The 16455-nt window shown below is 69.4% G+C and carries 15 protein-coding genes; 3 read left to right on the forward strand and 12 right to left on the reverse strand.

The window, feature by feature from the left end; genetic code table 11:
* The first annotated feature begins 120 nt into the window (after window positions 1-120).
* A complete protein-coding gene (locus tag OG974_RS05735; protein WP_371645647.1) occupies window positions 121-423 on the forward strand; it encodes a hypothetical protein in 303 nt (100 codons plus the stop codon).
* A 31-nt stretch (window positions 424-454) separates the two neighbouring features.
* Here the strand turns inward: OG974_RS05735 and OG974_RS05740 are convergent, their stop codons facing one another.
* The 12 genes from OG974_RS05740 to kdpF (OG974_RS05795) form a co-directional block, all read right to left on the reverse strand.
* Entirely contained in the window at window positions 455-871 is a 417-nt protein-coding gene (locus OG974_RS05740; RefSeq protein WP_371645649.1) for a GNAT family N-acetyltransferase, read from the reverse strand.
* Between the two features lie 48 nt (window positions 872-919).
* Window positions 920-1231, reverse strand: a complete 312-nt coding sequence (locus tag OG974_RS05745) for a hypothetical protein (protein ID WP_371645651.1) — start codon at window positions 1229-1231, stop codon at window positions 920-922.
* A 160-nt stretch (window positions 1232-1391) separates the two neighbouring features.
* On the reverse strand, window positions 1392-2198 hold the full coding sequence (locus OG974_RS05750; RefSeq protein ID WP_371645653.1) for an SDR family NAD(P)-dependent oxidoreductase: 807 nt from the start codon (window positions 2196-2198) through the stop codon (window positions 1392-1394).
* 642 nt (window positions 2199-2840) lie between these two features.
* A complete protein-coding gene (locus tag OG974_RS05755) occupies window positions 2841-5387 on the reverse strand; it encodes a sensor histidine kinase KdpD (protein ID WP_329315358.1) in 2547 nt (848 codons plus the stop codon).
* A 39-nt stretch (window positions 5388-5426) separates the two neighbouring features.
* A complete protein-coding gene (locus OG974_RS05760; RefSeq protein WP_327279843.1) occupies window positions 5427-6116 on the reverse strand; it encodes a response regulator in 690 nt (229 codons plus the stop codon).
* Window positions 6117-6214: 98 nt separating this feature from the next.
* On the reverse strand, window positions 6215-6892 hold the full coding sequence (locus tag OG974_RS05765) for a potassium-transporting ATPase subunit C (RefSeq protein ID WP_371645655.1): 678 nt from the start codon (window positions 6890-6892) through the stop codon (window positions 6215-6217).
* A 3-nt stretch (window positions 6893-6895) separates the two neighbouring features.
* Complete coding sequence (gene kdpB / locus OG974_RS05770) at window positions 6896-9001, reverse strand: potassium-transporting ATPase subunit KdpB (RefSeq protein WP_327279845.1); 2106 nt, start codon at window positions 8999-9001, stop codon at window positions 6896-6898.
* Complete coding sequence (gene kdpA / locus OG974_RS05775) at window positions 8998-10662, reverse strand: potassium-transporting ATPase subunit KdpA (RefSeq protein WP_327279846.1); 1665 nt, start codon at window positions 10660-10662, stop codon at window positions 8998-9000. Before kdpA ends, kdpB (OG974_RS05770) begins: the two co-directional genes overlap by 4 nt.
* A gap of 6 nt (window positions 10663-10668) precedes the next feature.
* Window positions 10669-10758 carry a K(+)-transporting ATPase subunit F gene (gene kdpF, locus OG974_RS05780; protein WP_037789535.1) on the reverse strand — a complete coding sequence of 30 codons (90 nt, stop codon included), beginning with the start codon at window positions 10756-10758 and terminating at the stop codon, window positions 10669-10671.
* Window positions 10755-10910, reverse strand: coding sequence for a hypothetical protein (locus OG974_RS05785; RefSeq protein WP_008734570.1), 156 nt, complete (start codon window positions 10908-10910; stop codon window positions 10755-10757). Before OG974_RS05785 ends, kdpF (OG974_RS05780) begins: the two co-directional genes overlap by 4 nt.
* Before the next feature lie 88 nt (window positions 10911-10998).
* Window positions 10999-11748, reverse strand: a complete 750-nt coding sequence (locus OG974_RS05790; RefSeq protein WP_327279847.1) for a DUF4118 domain-containing protein — start codon at window positions 11746-11748, stop codon at window positions 10999-11001.
* Window positions 11749-11783: 35 nt separating this feature from the next.
* Window positions 11784-11873, reverse strand: a complete 90-nt coding sequence (gene kdpF, locus OG974_RS05795) for a K(+)-transporting ATPase subunit F (RefSeq protein ID WP_037847856.1) — start codon at window positions 11871-11873, stop codon at window positions 11784-11786.
* 243 nt (window positions 11874-12116) lie between these two features.
* Between kdpF (OG974_RS05795) and OG974_RS05800 the strand changes: the two genes are divergently transcribed.
* Together OG974_RS05800 and kdpB (OG974_RS05805) are read left to right on the forward strand one after the other, a co-directional pair.
* Window positions 12117-14000 carry an APC family permease gene (locus tag OG974_RS05800; RefSeq protein WP_327279848.1) on the forward strand — a complete coding sequence of 628 codons (1884 nt, stop codon included), beginning with the start codon at window positions 12117-12119 and terminating at the stop codon, window positions 13998-14000.
* A 262-nt stretch (window positions 14001-14262) separates the two neighbouring features.
* A complete protein-coding gene (gene kdpB, locus OG974_RS05805) occupies window positions 14263-16413 on the forward strand; it encodes a potassium-transporting ATPase subunit KdpB (RefSeq protein WP_327279849.1) in 2151 nt (716 codons plus the stop codon).
* The last annotated feature ends 42 nt before the right edge of the window (window positions 16414-16455 follow it).

Here is a 16455-nt window from a genome sequence, read left to right on the forward strand (position 1 = left end):
GCGCGTCGTCGATCTCGCCCAAGGCCTGCTGGAACTCCGTGTCGGTCGCCGATCTCAGGCCCCGGATACGGGCCAGTGGGACACCGGCTTCGGCAAGCGTCCGGATCTCGTCATGGCGTCATGGCGAACATGAACATGAACTTCGATCGGGAGACCCTGCGCGAGCTGGCCGATGAGGGCAACGAGACCGCTCTGGAGCGGCTGGCCGACATGGCCGACGCGGCCGGCGACCTCGGGGAGCTCAGCGAGCTGTTGGATGAGGGATGCATGCATGCCGGGTCCCTGCTCACTCGACGCGCGGCCGCGGCCGGCGACCTGCGGGAGCTGCAACGGATCTCCGACGCCGGGTATGACGAGGCGGGGAACGAGCTCGATCGGCTGCTGAAGGAGAGCGGGGGAGACGGATCCGACCGGCCGCAGTAGCGGCGCTCCGACCGCGGCCACCGGCGTCGCTTCATCCTGCGGCCGCTCTTCCGGTCGCCGCGGGTGCGCCGACGGCGTAGTGGGCGTACTCCCGCTCCGGGCGGAAGCCGGCGGTCCAGGCGAGCAGGCGGCCGGGGCGGTTGCTCGTCGAGCAGGTCCAGCTGGGCGTGTGGCCGCGGGCCGCCATGTCCGCGCACAGGGCGTCGACGCAGTCGAGCGCCAGGTACTGCAGGCGCGGGTCGGGCACGGTGACGCAGGCGACGTCCTCGTAGGTGGTGCCGAGGAAGTAGGTGCAGGCCACGGCCACGATGCGGTCGCCTTGGAATGCGGCCCAGGCGCAGCCGGAGCGGGCGAGGGCCTCGGGGCCGCCCCAGGTGCGGTGGATCCAGCTCATCGCGGGCGGGAGCGTGGTGAGCGCCCTGGCATCCCGCGCGGTGAGCCTGCGCACGGTGACACCCCCCGGCGGTCGGGCGGCCGGCACGGCGGACCGCTTGACCTACACCACGCGCTGCCACGGGACCACGCGCTGGAAGGCCGCACCGATCAGAGGAAGGAAGCGGCCCGGAGCCTCGACGTAGTGGTCCGCGAAGACCGCGAGATCCCTCGGCGTGAGGGCCCGTGGGTCCCCGCGCAGGAGTACGTGGTCCCCGCACTCGGCAGCGATCACGCGCGGCTGGATGACGTGGTCCACCCACCAGCGGCCGGCCTCGGTGGTCAGTACGTGCTCGGTCAGGGCGGCCGAGCCCGGGGCACCCGTCGGGAACCAGCGGACGAGGGCCGGGAGTCGGTGGGGCGGCAGGTTGATCACGAGACTTCCTTGCTGGGACATGGAAGTGGGGCGGACCTGTCGGAGGGCCGCCCCACGGGGTGGGCTGATGACTAGCAGTTGGGTTTGCTGCCGTGGTTGGGGCCCTTCTTGCGGCGGGCCCTCTTCTTGCGTGCGCGCTTGGACATGTCCGTGGATCCCTTCAGGCGGTGTGGCCGACGAGGAGGTCGGCGAGCTTGTTGAGGCGCTTGACGGTGCGGTCCTCGGTGGCGGCGGGGGCCGGGGCGACGCGCTCGGAGCGGTCGTAGTAGGCGCCGTTGACGATCTCGGTGGCCGGGTCGCAGAGCCGTACGACGTGCTGGGCGCCCTCGGCGGCCGGCGCACCCTCGTGCCCGTACAGCGGCAGAAGACCGGTCTCGCACACGCCGGGGTTGACCGAGACGGCGGTGACGCGCGGGTCGGCGGCGAAGACGGTCAGCGCGAGCTGCGACTGGGCGTACGCGGCGAGGCGCGAGTAACGCCGCCCGCGCTGCGGGTCGTTCCACTGGATGGCACCCGTGCGGTGGAGCGCGGAGGAGACGTTGACGACGCGTCCACCGGGGTCGCTGGTGAGGGCGGGCTCCAGGAGGTTGGTGAGGAGGTAGTGGGCCAGGAAGTTGACCTGGAAGGAGATCTCGTTCCCGTCGGCGGTGAGCGTGTGGCGCTCGGGTGCGGCGATGGCCGCGTTGTTGACCAGTACGTCCAGGCGCGGGTGCTCCCGTACGACGGCGTGGACGAGGTTCTCGACCTCCTCCAGGCGCACGAAGTCGGCGGCGAGCGGACGGAGACGGGTGCCGTCCCCCCCGGCGGTGGCAACGAGCCGGTCGGCGGCGGCCTGGGCCTCCTCGGGCGTACGGCCGTGGAGGAGGACGGTGGCGCCTCGCTCGGCGAGCTGGCGGGCGGTCTCGTAGCCGATGCCGGAGGTGGCTCCGGTGACGAGGACGGTACGTCCGGACAGGGATGAAGGCATGTGGGATTCCTGGAAGCAGGCATGGCCAAAGTGCCCGGCGCCCCAGCGAGAGGCTGGTGCGTGGGCTCGGTCCATGCGGTGAAGGTGAGGATGCGTACGCGGCCTCGGTCAGCGCCCTTCAAGGGGCTGATGGCAGGTACGGGGAGGACGCGCGGCCGACGTCAGAGGGCCGGGCGGACAGCGGGCGCCGTCGGCTGCACCGGATTCGGTGGCCGATCGTCGTAGCGCGGACCGCTGTTCATGGCGCAATCCCAGCGCATCGGGGACCCGGAGGCAAGCGCACGAAGGCTTCTTGACGGCCTTCTGATGACCTTTCGTCAGAGCCGCATCAAAGATCGTCTTCCGTGCGGAAGGAACCCGTCAAGGAGTACTGCCAGGGCCATCCACCTGGAGCAGACTGGTGTTGCGACGGAGCCGGACGACGGACCGGCGGCACGCGGCTGGGGGCGGTGACCTGAACACCGCCCGAGGGGCGCATGGTCCCACCGTGGGGGTACGGACCGATGCGACCGCGTGTCGGTCACCCGTCGCACAACACATGAGCCGTCCGGCTCTCCGGTGTGGGGATACCGGGGCCGGACGGCTCGCGTGTTTCCGTCGGCAGCCCGTACTCGCGGAGTCGCCCTGCCGGCCGCCTCGTTGTCAGGTGACCGCAGACGTCGGGAGCTCCGGCGATACCGGAGGCACGTCCCCTGCTGTGGGGAGGGTGATGACCATGGTGAGGCCGCCGCCCGGGGTGTCCTCGGCGGTGAGGGTGCCTCCGATGGCCTCGGTGAAGCCGCGGGCCACGGCGAGGCCGAGGCCGACGCCGGCGCCGCGCGGGGCGTCGCCGTGGCGCTGGAAGGGTTCGAAGATCCGGTTCTTGGCCTCGTCCGGGACGCCGGGACCGCGGTCGACGACGCGCAGCTCGACGCGGCTGGCGAGGGCGCTGGCGGAGACGTGGACGGGTTGGCCGTCGGGGCTGTACTTGACGGCGTTCTCGACGATGTTGGCGACGGCCCGCTCCAAGAGGCCGCGGTCGACGGCGACCATCGGCAGGGTCTCGGGGATGTCGAGCGCGACGCTGTCCTCGGGTACGCCGCCCAGGGCCATGGGGACGACCTCGTCGAGGTCCGTTTCGCGGATCAGCGGGACGACGGTGCCGGTGTTGAGGCGGGACATGTCGAGGAGGTTGCCGATCAGGGCGGCGAGGCGGTCGGCTCCGTCCTCGATGCCTTCGAGGAGTTCGGCCTTGTCGTCCTCGGACCATTCGACGTCGTCGGAACGCAGGGAGCTGACGGAGGCCTTGATGCCGGCGAGCGGGGTGCGCAGGTCGTGGCTGACGGCGGCGAGGAGCGCGGTGCGGATGCGGTTGGCCTCGGCGAGTTCGCGGGACTTCTCGGCCTCGTCGACGAGGCGCTGGCGGTCGAGTACGACTGCGGCCTGGGCGGCGAAGGCGCCCAGGACGCGACGGTCCTCGGCGGGCAGGACCCGGCCCGTGAGGGCGAGGGCCATGTTGTCGCCCATGGGGAGGTCGACATCCGCGTCCTCGGGGCGGCTGACCGGACTGGTGCCGACGGACGCCGCCGTCGTCCAGGGGTCCACCTCGCTGCTGCGCTCCAGGAGGACGACCGACTGCATGGCGAAGGTCTCGCGAAGCCGTTCGAGGAGCGCCCCGAGGGAGTTCTCGCCGCGCAGGACGCTGCCGGCGAGGAAGGAGAGGATCTCGGACTCGGCGCGCAGCCGGGCTGCCTGGTGGGTGCGCCGGGCGGCCAGGTCCACTACCGAGGCCACCGACACCGCTACACCGACGAAGATCGCGATGGCGACGATGTTCTTCGGGTCGGAGATCGTGAACTCGTGCAGCGGCGGCGTGAAGTAGTAGTTCAGCAGCAGGGAACCGAACGCCGCCGAGGCGAGCGCGGGGAGCAGCCCGCCGAGCAGGGCCGCCGCCACCGTGAACGTGAGGAAGAGCAGCATGTCGTTCGCGAGACCGAGCTCGGGGACGAGCTGGCTCAACAGCACAGTGAGCAGGGCGGGGCCGGCGATGCCGGCGAGCCAGCCCCAGATGATGCGCGAGCGGCCGAGCCGTGCGCCGCGGGCGACGGGCAGACCGCGGCGGCCCTTGGCAGCCTCGTCGTGGGTGACGATGTGGACGTCGAGGTCCGGGCCCGATTCGCGGGCGACTGTGGCGCTGACGCCTGGGCTGAACGCGTACTGCCAGGAGCGGCGGCGGCTGACGCCGAGGACGATCTGCGTGGCGTTGCACCCGCGCGCGAACTCCAGCAGCGCGTCGGGGATGCTGTCGCCTATGACGTGGTGGAAGGTGCCGCCGAGATCCTCGACCAGGGTCCGCTGGACGGCCAGCTCCTTGGGGGAGGCGGAGGTGAGCCCGTCGCTGGCGGCGATGTAGACGGCGAGGACCTCGCCGCCCGCACCCTTCTCGGCGAGCCGGGCGGCGCGCCGGATGAGCGTACGACCCTCAGGGCCGCCGGTCAGACCGACGACGATCCGCTCGCGTGCCTGCCAGGTGGAACGGATGTTGTGCTCGCCCCGGTACTCCTGGAGATACTCGTCGACCCGGTCGGCCACCCACAGCAGCGCCAGCTCGCGCAGCGCGGTCAGGTTCCCGGGGCGGAAGTAGTTGGAGAGGGCGGCGTCGACCTTGTCGGGCTTGTAGACGTTGCCGTGCGCCATGCGTCGGCGCAGCGCCTGCGGGGACATGTCGACGAGCTCGATCTGGTCGGCGCGGCGCGCGACCTCGTCCGGGACCGTCTCCCGTTGGCGGACGCCGGTGATCGTCTCGACCACGTCACCCAGTGATTCGAGATGCTGGATGTTGACGGTCGAGACGACGTCGATGCCGGCCTGGAGCAGCTCCTCCACGTCCTGCCACCGCTTGGCGTTGCGCGAGCCCGGCACGTTCGTGTGCGCGAGCTCGTCCACGAGAGCCACGGCGGGGCGGCGGGCGAGGATGGCGTCGACGTCCATCTCGGTGAACGTGGAGCCGCGGTACTCGATCTCGCGCCGCTCGATGAGTTCGAGGCCGTGCAGCATGACCTCTGTCCGCGGGCGGCTGTGGTGCTCGACGAAGCCCACGACGCAGTCGGTGCCCCGCTCGACGCGGCGGTGGGCCTCGGAGAGCATCGCGTACGTCTTGCCGACGCCCGGTGCCGCGCCGAGGTAGATGCGGAGCTTGCCGCGTCCCATGTTCAGACTCTTCTTCTCTGGTGACGATCGGGTGGGTGATCAGGGTTCGAAGCGGTAGCCCATGCCCGGTTCGGTGATCAGGTACCGGGGGTGCGAGGGGTCCGCTTCCAGCTTGCGCCGTAGCTGAGCCATGTATACGCGCAGGTAGTTGGTGTTCTCCCCATAGCTCGGGCCCCAGACTTCCAGCAGGAGCCTGCTCTGGGTGATCAGCCGGCCCGGGTGGGTGATGAGGATTTCCAGCAGGTGCCACTCGGTCGGGGTCAGCCGTACCGTGCGTTCGCCCCGGTGGACCTTCTTCGCGATCAGGTCGACGGTGAACTCGTCGGTCGTCACGACGGCGACCTTGTCGGCCTGGGATGCGGTGGTCGGCTCCTGCCTGCGGGCGGCCGCCCGCAGGCGGGCCAGGAGCTCGTCCATGCTGAACGGTTTCGTCACGTAGTCGTCCGCGCCGGCATCCAGTGCCCGGATCTTGTCCTCCGAGGTGTGGCGCGCGGAGAGGACCAGGATGGGGACCCGGCTCCAGCCGCGAACGCTCTTGATGACGTCGATGCCGTCCATGTCCGGGAGGCCGAGGTCCAGCACTATGACGTCCGGCTTGCGGGCGGCCGCGAGCCGCAGGGCCGAGCCGCCGTCGGAAGCTTCCTCGACGTCGAACTTGCGCGCCTGGAGATTGATCTTCAGTGCGCGGACGAGCTGAGGGTCGTCCTCCACCACCAGCACCCGGGTCATCGGTGTGCAGCCTTTCCTTCGTTGCGGGCACGGTAAGGGGCCGGCGGGACGCGAATGTTCCGCGCCCCGCCGGCCCCCGGTCCGTGCGATGTGGAACATCAGCTCTTGGTCAGTGCCTTGAGGGCGGTGTTCAGTTCGAGCACGTTGACGCGGGGCTCGCCCATGAAGCCGAGGGTCCGGCCGGTGGTGTGGTCGGCGACGAGCCTCTCGACCTGCTTGACGTCGAGCTTGTTCTGCTCGGCGACCCGGTGGATCTGCAACTCGGCGTAGGCGGGGGAGATGTCCGGGTCAAGGCCGGAGCCGGAGGAGGTGACGGCGTCGGCCGGCACCTCGGAGGGCTTGACCTTGTACGTCGCCGTGGAGTTGTCCGCGATGACGGCTGCCTTGGCGTCCTCGACCAGCTTGACCAGGTCCGGGTTGTCGGCGGCCTTGTTGGTGGCGCCGGAGAGGATCAGCGAGTACTGGGTGTTGACGCTGTTGGAGCCGAGGCCGTTGGAGGGGCGCGGCTGGAACCACTTCAGGTCCGGCTTGGCGGCCTCTTCCGGGTCGTTGGGGTTCTGCTTCGGGAGGTTGTAGGTCTGGCCGATGAGGGAGGATCCGACGACCTGGCCGCTCTTGTCCTTGATCTCGGAGCCGTTGGCCTTGTCGCCGAAGGCGACCTGGGCGATGCCGGTGACGGCCAGCGGGTACAGGACGCCGCAGACGATCGTCAGAACCAGCAGCGCGCGCAGACCGGCCCACAGCAGACGAGCGGTGTTTCCTACGGAGTTGTTCATGGCTCAGCCGATTCCGGGGATGAGGGAGATGAGCATGTCGATGATCTTGATTCCGATGAACGGGGCGATCAGGCCGCCCACGCCGTACAGACCCAGATTGCGGCGGAGCATCTTGTCGGCGCTGGTCGGCTTGTACTGCACGCCCTTGAGGGCGAGCGGGACCAGGGCGATGATGATCAGCGCGTTGAAGATGACGGCGGAGAGGATCGCCGACTCGGGTGAGGACAGGCCCATGATGTTGAGCTTGTCGAGGCCCGGGTAGACCACGGCGAACATGGCCGGGATGATCGCGAAGTACTTCGCGACGTCGTTGGCGATGGAGAACGTGGTGAGGGCACCGCGCGTGATCAGCAACTGCTTGCCGATCTCCACGATCTCGATGAGCTTGGTGGGGTTGGAGTCCAGGTCCACCATGTTCCCGGCCTCCTTGGCGGCCGAGGTGCCCGTGTTCATCGCCACGCCGACATCGGCCTGCGCGAGCGCCGGGGCGTCGTTCGTGCCGTCGCCGGTCATCGCGACCAGCTTGCCGCCGGCCTGCTCCCGCTTGATGAGGGCCATCTTGTCCTCGGGAGTGGCCTCCGCGAGGAAGTCGTCCACGCCCGCCTCCTCCGCGATCGCCTTGGCCGTCAGCGGGTTGTCACCCGTGATCATGACGGTCTTGATGCCCATGCGGCGCAGCTCGTCGAACCGCTCCCGCATGCCCTCCTTGACGACGTCCTTGAGGTGGATGACACCCAGGACCCGGGCGCCCTCGTCGTCCCTGACGGCGACGAGCAGCGGCGTGCCGCCGGCCTCGGAGATCTTGTTGGCGACGAGATCCGCGTCGTCGGAGACCTGGCCGCCCTGCTCCTTGACCCAGGTGATGACCGAACCGGCCGCGCCCTTGCGGGTCTGCTTGCCATCCACGTCCACACCCGACATGCGGGTCTGGGCGGTGAAGGCGATCCACTCGGCGTTCGACAGCTCGCCCTGGTGCCGCTCGCGCAGCCCGTACTTCTCCTTCGCCAGGACGACGATGGAACGGCCCTCGGGAGTCTCGTCCGCGAGGGACGACAGCTGGGCGGCGTCGGCCAGTTCGGCTTCCGTCGTGCCCTTGACCGGGACGAACTCGGAGGCCTGGCGGTTTCCGAGGGTGATGGTGCCGGTCTTGTCGAGCAGCAGCGTGGAGACGTCACCGGCGGCTTCCACCGCACGACCGCTCATCGCGAGGACGTTGCGCTGTACGAGCCGGTCCATGCCGGCGATGCCGATCGCGGAGAGCAGCGCGCCGATGGTGGTCGGGATCAGGCAGACCAGCAGGGCGGTCAGCACGATCATGGACTGTTCGGCGCCCGCGTAGATCGCGAAGGGCTGGAGGGTGACGACGGCCAGCAGGAAGACGATGGTGAGGGACGCGAGCAGGATGTTCAGCGCGATCTCGTTGGGCGTCTTCTGTCGCGCAGCGCCCTCGACCAGGGCGATCATGCGGTCGATGAAGGTCTCACCGGGCTTGGTCGTGATCTTGATGACGATCCGGTCGGAGAGGACCTTCGTGCCGCCGGTGACGGCTGAGCGGTCGCCGCCGGACTCGCGGATGACGGGTGCGGACTCGCCCGTGATGGCGGACTCGTCGACCGATGCGACGCCCTCGACGACGTCACCGTCGCCGGGGATGATGTCGCCCGCCTCGCAGACGACGAGGTCGCCGATGCGCAGGTCGGTGCCCGGCACCTGCTCCTCGCTCTTGCCGTCCTGGGTCAGGCGGCGGGCGACGGAGTCGGTCTTGGCCTTGCGCAGGGTGTCCGCCTGGGCCTTGCCGCGGCCTTCCGCCACGGCCTCCGCCAGGTTGGCGAAGATGGTGGTCAGCCACAGCCAGGTGGTGATCGCCCAGCCGAACCAGTCCGTCGGGTCCTTGAGGGCAAGAACGGTGGTGACGACCGAGCCGATCAGGACCACGAACATGACCGGGGACTTGATCATGACGCGGGGGTCGAGCTTGCGGACGGCGTCCGGGAAGGACTTCAGCAGCTGTTTGGGATCGAACAGGCCGCCGCCCACGCGTCCGGCGCCCGGCTTGTGGCCGGTGGGCACGTCCTGGTGCGGAGCCCTGGTGGGAGTGGCGGTGCTCATGATGCGAGCCCTTCGGCGAGCGGACCCAGCGCCAGGGCCGGGAAGTAGGTCAGACCGGTGATGATGAGGATCGTGCCGACGAGCAGGCCGGTGTAGAGCGGCTTGTCAGTACGGAGAGTGCCTGCCGTCTCCGGCACGGGCTTCTGCTCGGCGAGCGAGCCGGCCAGCGCGAGGACGAACACCATCGGCAGGAAGCGGCCCAGCAGCATCGCGATGCCGATGGTGCTGTTGAACCACTGCGTGTCGGCGTTCAGGCCCGCGAAGGCGGAGCCGTTGTTGTTCGCGCCCGAGGTGTAGGCGTAGAGGACCTCGGAGAAGCCGTGCGCGCCGGAGTTCAGCATCGAGTGGGGCGGGGTGGGCAGGGCCATGGCCGCGGCGGTGAAGCAGAGCACCAGGGCGGGGGTGATGAGGATGTAGCAGGCCGCGAGCTTGATCTGCTGGGTGCCGATCTTCTTGCCCAGGTATTCGGGGGTGCGGCCGACCATCAGGCCCGCGATGAACACGGCGATGATCGCCATGATCAGCATGCCGTACAGGCCGGAGCCGACGCCGCCGGGCGCGATCTCGCCGAGCTGCATGCCCAGCAGCTGGATGCCACCGCCCAGTCCTGTGAAGGAGGAGTGGAAGGAGTTGACCGCGCCGGTCGAGGTCAGTGTGGTCGCGACGGAGAAGATCGCGGAGGCGCCGATGCCGAAGCGGGTCTCCTTGCCCTCCATCGCCCCGCCGGCGACGTCGAAGGCCGGGCCGTGGTGGGCGAATTCGGTCCACATCATCAGCGCGGTGAAGGTGAGCCAGATGGTCGCCATCGTGGCGAGGATCGCGTAGCCCTGGCGCAGGCTTCCGACCATGCGGCCGAAGGTGCGGGTCAGGGCGAACGGGATGACCAGGATGAGGAAGATCTCGAAGAGGTTCGAGAACGGGGTGGGGTTCTCGAAGGGGTGGGCGGAGTTGGCGTTGAAGTAGCCGCCTCCGTTGGTTCCCAGCTCCTTGATGACCTCCTGCGAGGCGACCGCCCCGCCGTTCCACTGCTGGCTGCCGCCCATGAACTGGCCGACCTCGTGGATCCCGGCGAAGTTCTGGATGGCACCGCAAGCGACCAGCACGATCGCGCCGATCACGGAGATCGGCAGCAAGATCCGGACGGTGCCGCGCACCAGGTCGGACCAGAAGTTGCCGAGCTCACCGGTGCGGGAGCGGGCGAAGCCCCGTACGAGGGCCACCGCCACAGCCATCCCGACCGCCGCGGAGACGAAGTTCTGCACCGCGAGGCCGCCGGTCTGCACGACGTGGCCCATGGCCTGCTCGCCGTAATACGACTGCCAGTTCGTGTTGGCCACGAAGGAGGCGGCGGTGTTGAAGGCCTGGTCGGGATCGATGGCGGAGAAGCCGAGTGAGCCGGGCAGGATGCCCTGGGCGCGCTGGAGGGCGTAGAGGAAGAGGACGCTCACTGCGGAGAAGGCCAGGACGCCGCGCAGGTACGCGGGCCAGCGCATCTCGGCCGACGGGTTGGCGCCGATGGCCTTGTAGATCCACTTCTCCGGCTTGTAGTGCTTCTCGGAGGAGTAGACCTTGGCCATGTAGTCGCCCAGTGGGCGGTAGGCCAGCGCGAGCGCGGCCATCAGTGCGAGGAGCTGGAGCACACCAGCGAAAACGGGACTCATCGGTGGCTAGAACCTCTCCGGGTACACAAGGGCGAGGACGAGGTATCCGAGTAGGGAGACGGCCACGACGAGGCCGACGATGTTTTCGGCGTTCACAGCTTGGTCACCCCCCGGGCGATGAGAGCCACCAGTGCGAAGACCGCGACCGTGGTGACGACGAAGGCCAGATCGGCCACCGTGAGCTCCTGGATGAAGAGGGAAGAAATGAATCGGCCAGATGGCCGATGACGAGATAACCGTGTCTTCATCCCGGCGTTAAGACACCTTGACGGGGTCCATACGGACGCACGGAAACTCTTAACGCCGCCCTTACGTGAAGCGCCGGAGAAAGCCTGGTCAGCCCTGGTGGGACAGGCCGGCCGTGTCCAGGGCGGAGCCGGCCTGGGCGGCCAGTGCGACGGCCACCAGGCGGTCCTGTTCCGGGGGGAGCGGGCCGGGGAGGGGATCCAGCAGGAAGCGGCCGTAGTAGTGCCCGCCGCCGACGACACGCAGCTCGGTCTCGCCGTCCGGCCAGCCGGCGTACTCCGTCACCCGCCCCGGGCGGTGCAGCCACAGGCCGCCATCGTGCTGGAGGCGCGGCAGATTTCCCATCAGGGTGCCGTATTCGAAGCGGCAGCCGCGCAACCCCAGCAGGCCGACGAGTTCCCGGCGCACGTACTCGACCACGGCCTCCGGCGAGCGGCCGTCCTCGGTCAGCCGGGCGGTTCCCTGAAGGCTCGACAGATGGGCCGCGTCAGTGATCACTGTCCTCCGGAGCCGCCGCGCGTGTACCGCCAGCTGCGAGACGACCAGGGCGACGACGAGCAGCAGGACCGCCGTCTCGATGTCGTCGCGGCCGGCGATCAAGAACCGTTGATAGGGCTCGGTCAGGAAGAAGTCGAACCAGGCGGCCGCCGACAGCGCGGCGAGGGCCCCGGCCACCCGGGTGCCGAGCGCGGCCACCGCGACCACGGCGACGACCAGGATCAGAGCCGCGTTCGTTGCCGAAAGATCAGTGCGGAAGGGTACGAGCGCGAGCGCCACGAGCAAGGGGACCACGAGGGCCGCGAGCAGGGCGGCCGTGTCGTGAAGTCGATACCCGGACATGTGATGCCTCCTGTCCGGACACGAGGGGTTCGAAATCAGAACTTCTCGGGCCTGATCAGAGCGACCACGAGATAGCCGAGCAGGGCGAGGGCGATGACCAGTCCGACCACGTTCTCCGCATCCATCTGGACCTTCTCCCTTTCACAGCGGCAGGCGGGGTGCCGCCTGTAAGAACACTGCCCCCTGCCGGAGGGACAGCCACACACCGCGGCCAGGTCTTGACGCACCTCATACGGCTGCCCCGCCTCGGCATCAAAGGCGCGTGAATACTGGAGCAGCGGCCGTATGGATGACGCCAAGAACACTGGTAATCAAGCCACGGCATTCCGACGCTGTCCTCACTTTGTCCAACGGAGGAACAGCGAAAGATGTCCATAGACATGGGAAAGCCGAGCACGGCAGGACAGGCCCCGGGCACGGAGGAGCCTCCTGATACCGGCGTACGAGCGCCCGCAGCAGGCGACCGCCACCGGCTGACCGCCCTCCAGGGACTGGCCGCGCTGTCGCTGGACGCGATGGCGTCCGTGGCGTACGGGCCGGAGTCGATCGTGCTCGTCCTGGCCACGGCCGGTGCCTACGGCATGGGCTTCACCCTCCCCGTCACCCTGGCGATCGCCGCACTGCTCGCGGTCCTGGTGGCCTCGTACCGGCAGGTCATCGCCGCGTTCCCGGACGGCGGCGGCTCGTACGCCGTCGCCAAACGGCACCTGGGCCGGCGTACGAGTCTGGTGGCCGCGGCCTCGCTGATCCTGGACTACGTGCTGAACGTCGCCGTGTCCGTCACGGCCGGCGTGGCTGCCCTGACCTCGGCGTTCCCCGAGCTGTACGGGGAGCGGGTGTGGATCTGCCTGGGTGTCCTGGTGCTGGTCACCGCGGTGAACCTGCGAGGGGTCGTGGAATCCGCCAAGGCGTTCCTCGTGCCCACCGCCGTCTTCGTCGGGTCGATCCTCGCGATGGTCGTCGTCGGCCTCTTCCGCGACGGTCCCGTCAGTACCGCCTCCGCTGCCGGGCACGCCTCCGCGCTCGGCGAGGGCGCCACCACCGTTGGTGCGCTCCTGCTGCTGAAGGCCTTCGCCGCCGGCTGTTCCGCGCTGACGGGCGTCGAGGCCGTCGCCAACGCCGTTCCGTCGTTCCGGGCGCCGGCCGCCCGCCGCGCCCAGCGCACCGAGGTCGCACTCGGCGCCCTGCTCGGTGTGATGCTGATCGGCCTGTCGATCCTGATCGGGCGCTTCCACCTCCAGCCCGTCGAGGGCGTGACCGTGCTCGCCCAGCTCGCGGACGCCTCCTTCGGGCACAACGCCGCCTTCTACGTGGTCCAGTTCGCCACGATGGTGTTGCTCGCGCTGGCAGCGAACACCTCCTTCGGTGGTCTGCCGGTGCTCATGAGCCTGTTGGCCCGCGACAACCACCTGCCGCACGTCTTCGCGCTCAAGGCCGACCGCCAGGTCCACCGCCACGGCGTGGTCTGGCTGGCCCTCGTCTCCGCCCTGCTGCTCGTCTTCTCCGGCGGCGACACCAACACCCTCGTCCCGCTCTTCGCGATCGGCGTCTTCATCGGCTTCACCATCTGCCAGGTCGGCATGGTCCGGCACTGGTACGGCGAGCGGCCGCGCGGCTGGCAGGCGAAGGCGGCGCTCAACGGCTTCGGCGCCCTGCTGACCGGTGTCTCGGCCGTCGTCGTCACCGCCACCAAGTTCACCGAGGGCGCCTGGCTGATCGTCGTCGCGCTGCCGTTGCTCGTTCTCGGCTTCGAGAAGATCCACCGCGCATACACCGAGATCGGCGAACGCCTGGAGCTCGGCCGGATTCCGCAGGCCCCGCGGCGCTCCCGCTCCGTGGTCGTGGTCCCCGTCTCCGGACTGTCCCGCCTGACCAGCCAGGCTCTCAATGCGGCCAGCTCACTCGGCGATGACGTTCTCGCCGTGACCGTCACCCACCCGGCTCCCGAGGACCGCCAGACCGCTGAAGCCCTCAGGCGGGACTGGGAGTTGTGGAAGCCCGGCGTCGAGCTGATCGAGCTCTCATCGGAAACCCGCTCGCTCGGCCGCCCCCTGGCGGCATACGTGCGGAAGCTGGCCCAGTCCCACCCGGACGCCCAGGTGACCGTCCTGATTCCGGAGACCGAACCGGCCCACCTGTGGCAGCGGCTGCTCCAGAACCAGCGCGGCTCCGTCGTGGCCCACGCGGTCCGCCGCGACACCGACGCCGTGATCTGCCGGCTGCGCTTCCGCATCACGGCAGACACACGCTGACGTGCGTTGACGCACCTCTGACGGCGGCTTGACACGTCTCGTGCGCCACCGTCAAGAAGGTGCCAATTCCCGCGCCCACAAGCGTATTTCCAAGGGAACAGGCAGTAGTTTCCTGCCTGTTGCGCCGCCGGGGACCTCGCATACTCACATGACGGCCGAGGGGGTCCATGGGGGACGGTCCCCGGCGGCGACACCCTCTTCCGCACCCTGGCCGCGAGCCGCCGGGGCTGCTACGCCTCGAACCCATCCAGAAGGTCGCTTCATGCCTCCCGCCGCCGCGCAGCACGTTCCTCCGGGTCTCGGGACACCTCCGCGGACCCCGACCAACCGACCGTCCCGGAAACGCTCCGGCCAGGTGAACGTCGTGGACCCCGAGCTCCTCGCCGCCTCCGCACGGGAGGCCGTCGGAAAGCTCCACCCGCGCGAACTGGTCAAGAAGCCGGTGCTGTTCGTCGTCGCCGTCGGATCAGTGCTGACCACGCTCTCGGCGCTCATCCACCCGTCCGTCTTCACCTGGGTGATCAGCGTCTGGCTCTGGCTGACGGTCCTGTTCGCCAACCTCGCCGAGGCCGTTGCCGAAGGCCGGGGCCGGGCTCAGGCGGAGTCGCTGCGCAAGGCGCGTACGGACACCGTCGCGGTACGGCTGAACCACTGGACGTACGGGGCGAACCTGAACCGGGCCGAGACCGAGGTGGTCACGCCGGCCGAGCTCCAGCCCTTCGACTTCGTGCTCGTCGAGGTTGGCGAACTGATCCCGGCCGACGGTGATGTGGTCGACGGGGCCGCGATGGTGGACGAGTCGGCCGTCACCGGCGAATCGGCACCCGTCCTGCGGGAGTCGGGCGGCGACCGCTCCGGCGTCACCGGCGGTACGACCGTGCTGTCCGACTCGATCGTCGTACGGGTCACCTCGCGCCCGGGTAACAGCTTCATCGACCGCATGATCGCGTTGGTCGAGGGCGCCACCCGGCAGAAGACCCCGAACGAGATCGCGCTCAACATCTTGCTGGCCGCACTCACCGTCATCTTCGTCCTGGTGGTCGTCGCCATCCAGCCGATGGCCGCCTACGCGCACGCCGCACAGTCCACGACCGTCCTGGTCGCCCTGCTCGTCACCCTCATCCCCACCACGATCGGCGCCCTCCTGTCGGCGATCGGCATCGCGGGCATGGACCGGCTCGTCCAGCGGAACGTCATCGCGATGAGCGGACGCGCCGTCGAGGCGGCCGGAGACGTGAACACCCTGCTCCTCGACAAGACCGGCACCATCACCTTCGGCAACCGCGAGGCCGCAGCCTTCATCCCCCTGCCCGGCGTGGATCACATCAAGCTGGCGGACGCCGCCCAGCTGTCCTCGCTCGCCGACGAGACGCCCGAGGGCCGCTCCGTCGTCGCCCTCGCCCAGCAGTACGGACTCCAGCCGGCCGCCGCGGAGGACCTCAGCAACCCCCGCTTCACCGAGTTCAGCGCCCGGACCCGGATGAGCGGCGTGAATCTGAGCTGGGACAACGGCGCCGGCTGCGCCATCCGCAAGGGCGCGATGACGCAGGTCTGCGACTGGGTGGTGGCGCGCGGCGGGACCGTACCGTCGGAAGCAGTAGCTTGGTCGGCCACCGTGTCCGAGTCCGGGGGCACGCCCCTGCTGGTTGCGGTCCACGACTGGGACGGCCCGAGGGTGCTGGGGATCATCCACCTCAAGGACGTGGTCAAGGAGGGGATCCGGGAGCGCTTCGCGGAGCTGCGCAGCATGGGGATCCGTACGGTCATGGTGACCGGCGACAACGAGCTGACGGCCCGCGCCATCGCGCAGGAGGCCGGCGTCGACGAATACCTCGCAGAGGCCACCCCCGAGGACAAGCTCGCCCTCATCAAGCGGGAGCAGGCGGGCGGCAAGCTCGTCGCGATGACCGGTGACGGCACGAACGACGCCCCGGCCCTGGCCCAGGCCGACGTGGGCGTGGCGATGAACACGGGCACCTCGGCTGCCAAGGAGGCCGGGAACATGGTGGACCTGGACTCCAACCCCACCAAGCTCATCGACATCGTCGAGATCGGCAAGCAGCTCCTCATCACCCGAGGCGCGCTCACCACGTTCTCGATCACGAACGACGTCGCCAAGTACTTCGCGATCATCCCGGCCATGTTCGCCTCGGCCTACCCGGGACTCGAAGCCCTCAACATCATGGGCCTGAGCAGCCCGACCTCCGCCATCACCTCGGCGATCATCTTCAACGCCCTGATCATCGTCGCCCTCATCCCGCTCGCCCTGCGCGGCGTCCGCTACAAGCCCGCCTCCGCGCACGACCTGCTGCGCCGCAACCTGGGCGTCTACGGGCTCGGCGGCCTGATCCTGCCGTTCGTCGGCATCAAGCTCATCGACCTGCTGGTGTCCACCATCCCCGGCCTCGGCTGAACTGCGTCGGGTCCCCTGTGGGGGCGGTCCCCGTCCGGGCCG

The organism is Streptomyces sp. NBC_00597 (assembly GCF_041431095.1).
Classification (GTDB): domain Bacteria; phylum Actinomycetota; class Actinomycetes; order Streptomycetales; family Streptomycetaceae; genus Streptomyces.

What these genes read in the sequence shown, in the direction of transcription:
- OG974_RS05760 (WP_327279843.1), bottom strand. Translation starts at nt 6,116, where the DNA reads ATGACCCGGGTGCTGGTGGTGGAGGACGACCCTCAGCTCGTCCGCGCA.
- kdpB (WP_327279845.1), bottom strand. Translation starts at nt 9,001, where the DNA reads ATGAGCACCGCCACTCCCACCAGGGCTCCGCACCAGGACGTGCCCACC.
- OG974_RS05785 (WP_008734570.1), bottom strand. Translation starts at nt 10,910, where the DNA reads ATGAAGACACGGTTATCTCGTCATCGGCCATCTGGCCGATTCATTTCT.
- kdpA (WP_327279846.1), bottom strand. Translation starts at nt 10,662, where the DNA reads ATGAGTCCCGTTTTCGCTGGTGTGCTCCAGCTCCTCGCACTGATGGCC.
- OG974_RS05790 (WP_327279847.1), bottom strand. Translation starts at nt 11,748, where the DNA reads ATGTCCGGGTATCGACTTCACGACACGGCCGCCCTGCTCGCGGCCCTC.
- kdpB (WP_327279849.1), top strand. Translation starts at nt 14,263, where the DNA reads ATGCCTCCCGCCGCCGCGCAGCACGTTCCTCCGGGTCTCGGGACACCT.
- OG974_RS05800 (WP_327279848.1), top strand. Translation starts at nt 12,117, where the DNA reads ATGTCCATAGACATGGGAAAGCCGAGCACGGCAGGACAGGCCCCGGGC.
- OG974_RS05735 (WP_371645647.1), top strand. Translation starts at nt 121, where the DNA reads ATGGCGAACATGAACATGAACTTCGATCGGGAGACCCTGCGCGAGCTG.
- OG974_RS05755 (WP_329315358.1), bottom strand. Translation starts at nt 5,387, where the DNA reads ATGGGACGCGGCAAGCTCCGCATCTACCTCGGCGCGGCACCGGGCGTC.
- OG974_RS05750 (WP_371645653.1), bottom strand. Translation starts at nt 2,198, where the DNA reads ATGCCTTCATCCCTGTCCGGACGTACCGTCCTCGTCACCGGAGCCACC.
- kdpF (WP_037847856.1), bottom strand. Translation starts at nt 11,873, where the DNA reads ATGGATGCGGAGAACGTGGTCGGACTGGTCATCGCCCTCGCCCTGCTC.
- OG974_RS05765 (WP_371645655.1), bottom strand. Translation starts at nt 6,892, where the DNA reads ATGAACAACTCCGTAGGAAACACCGCTCGTCTGCTGTGGGCCGGTCTG.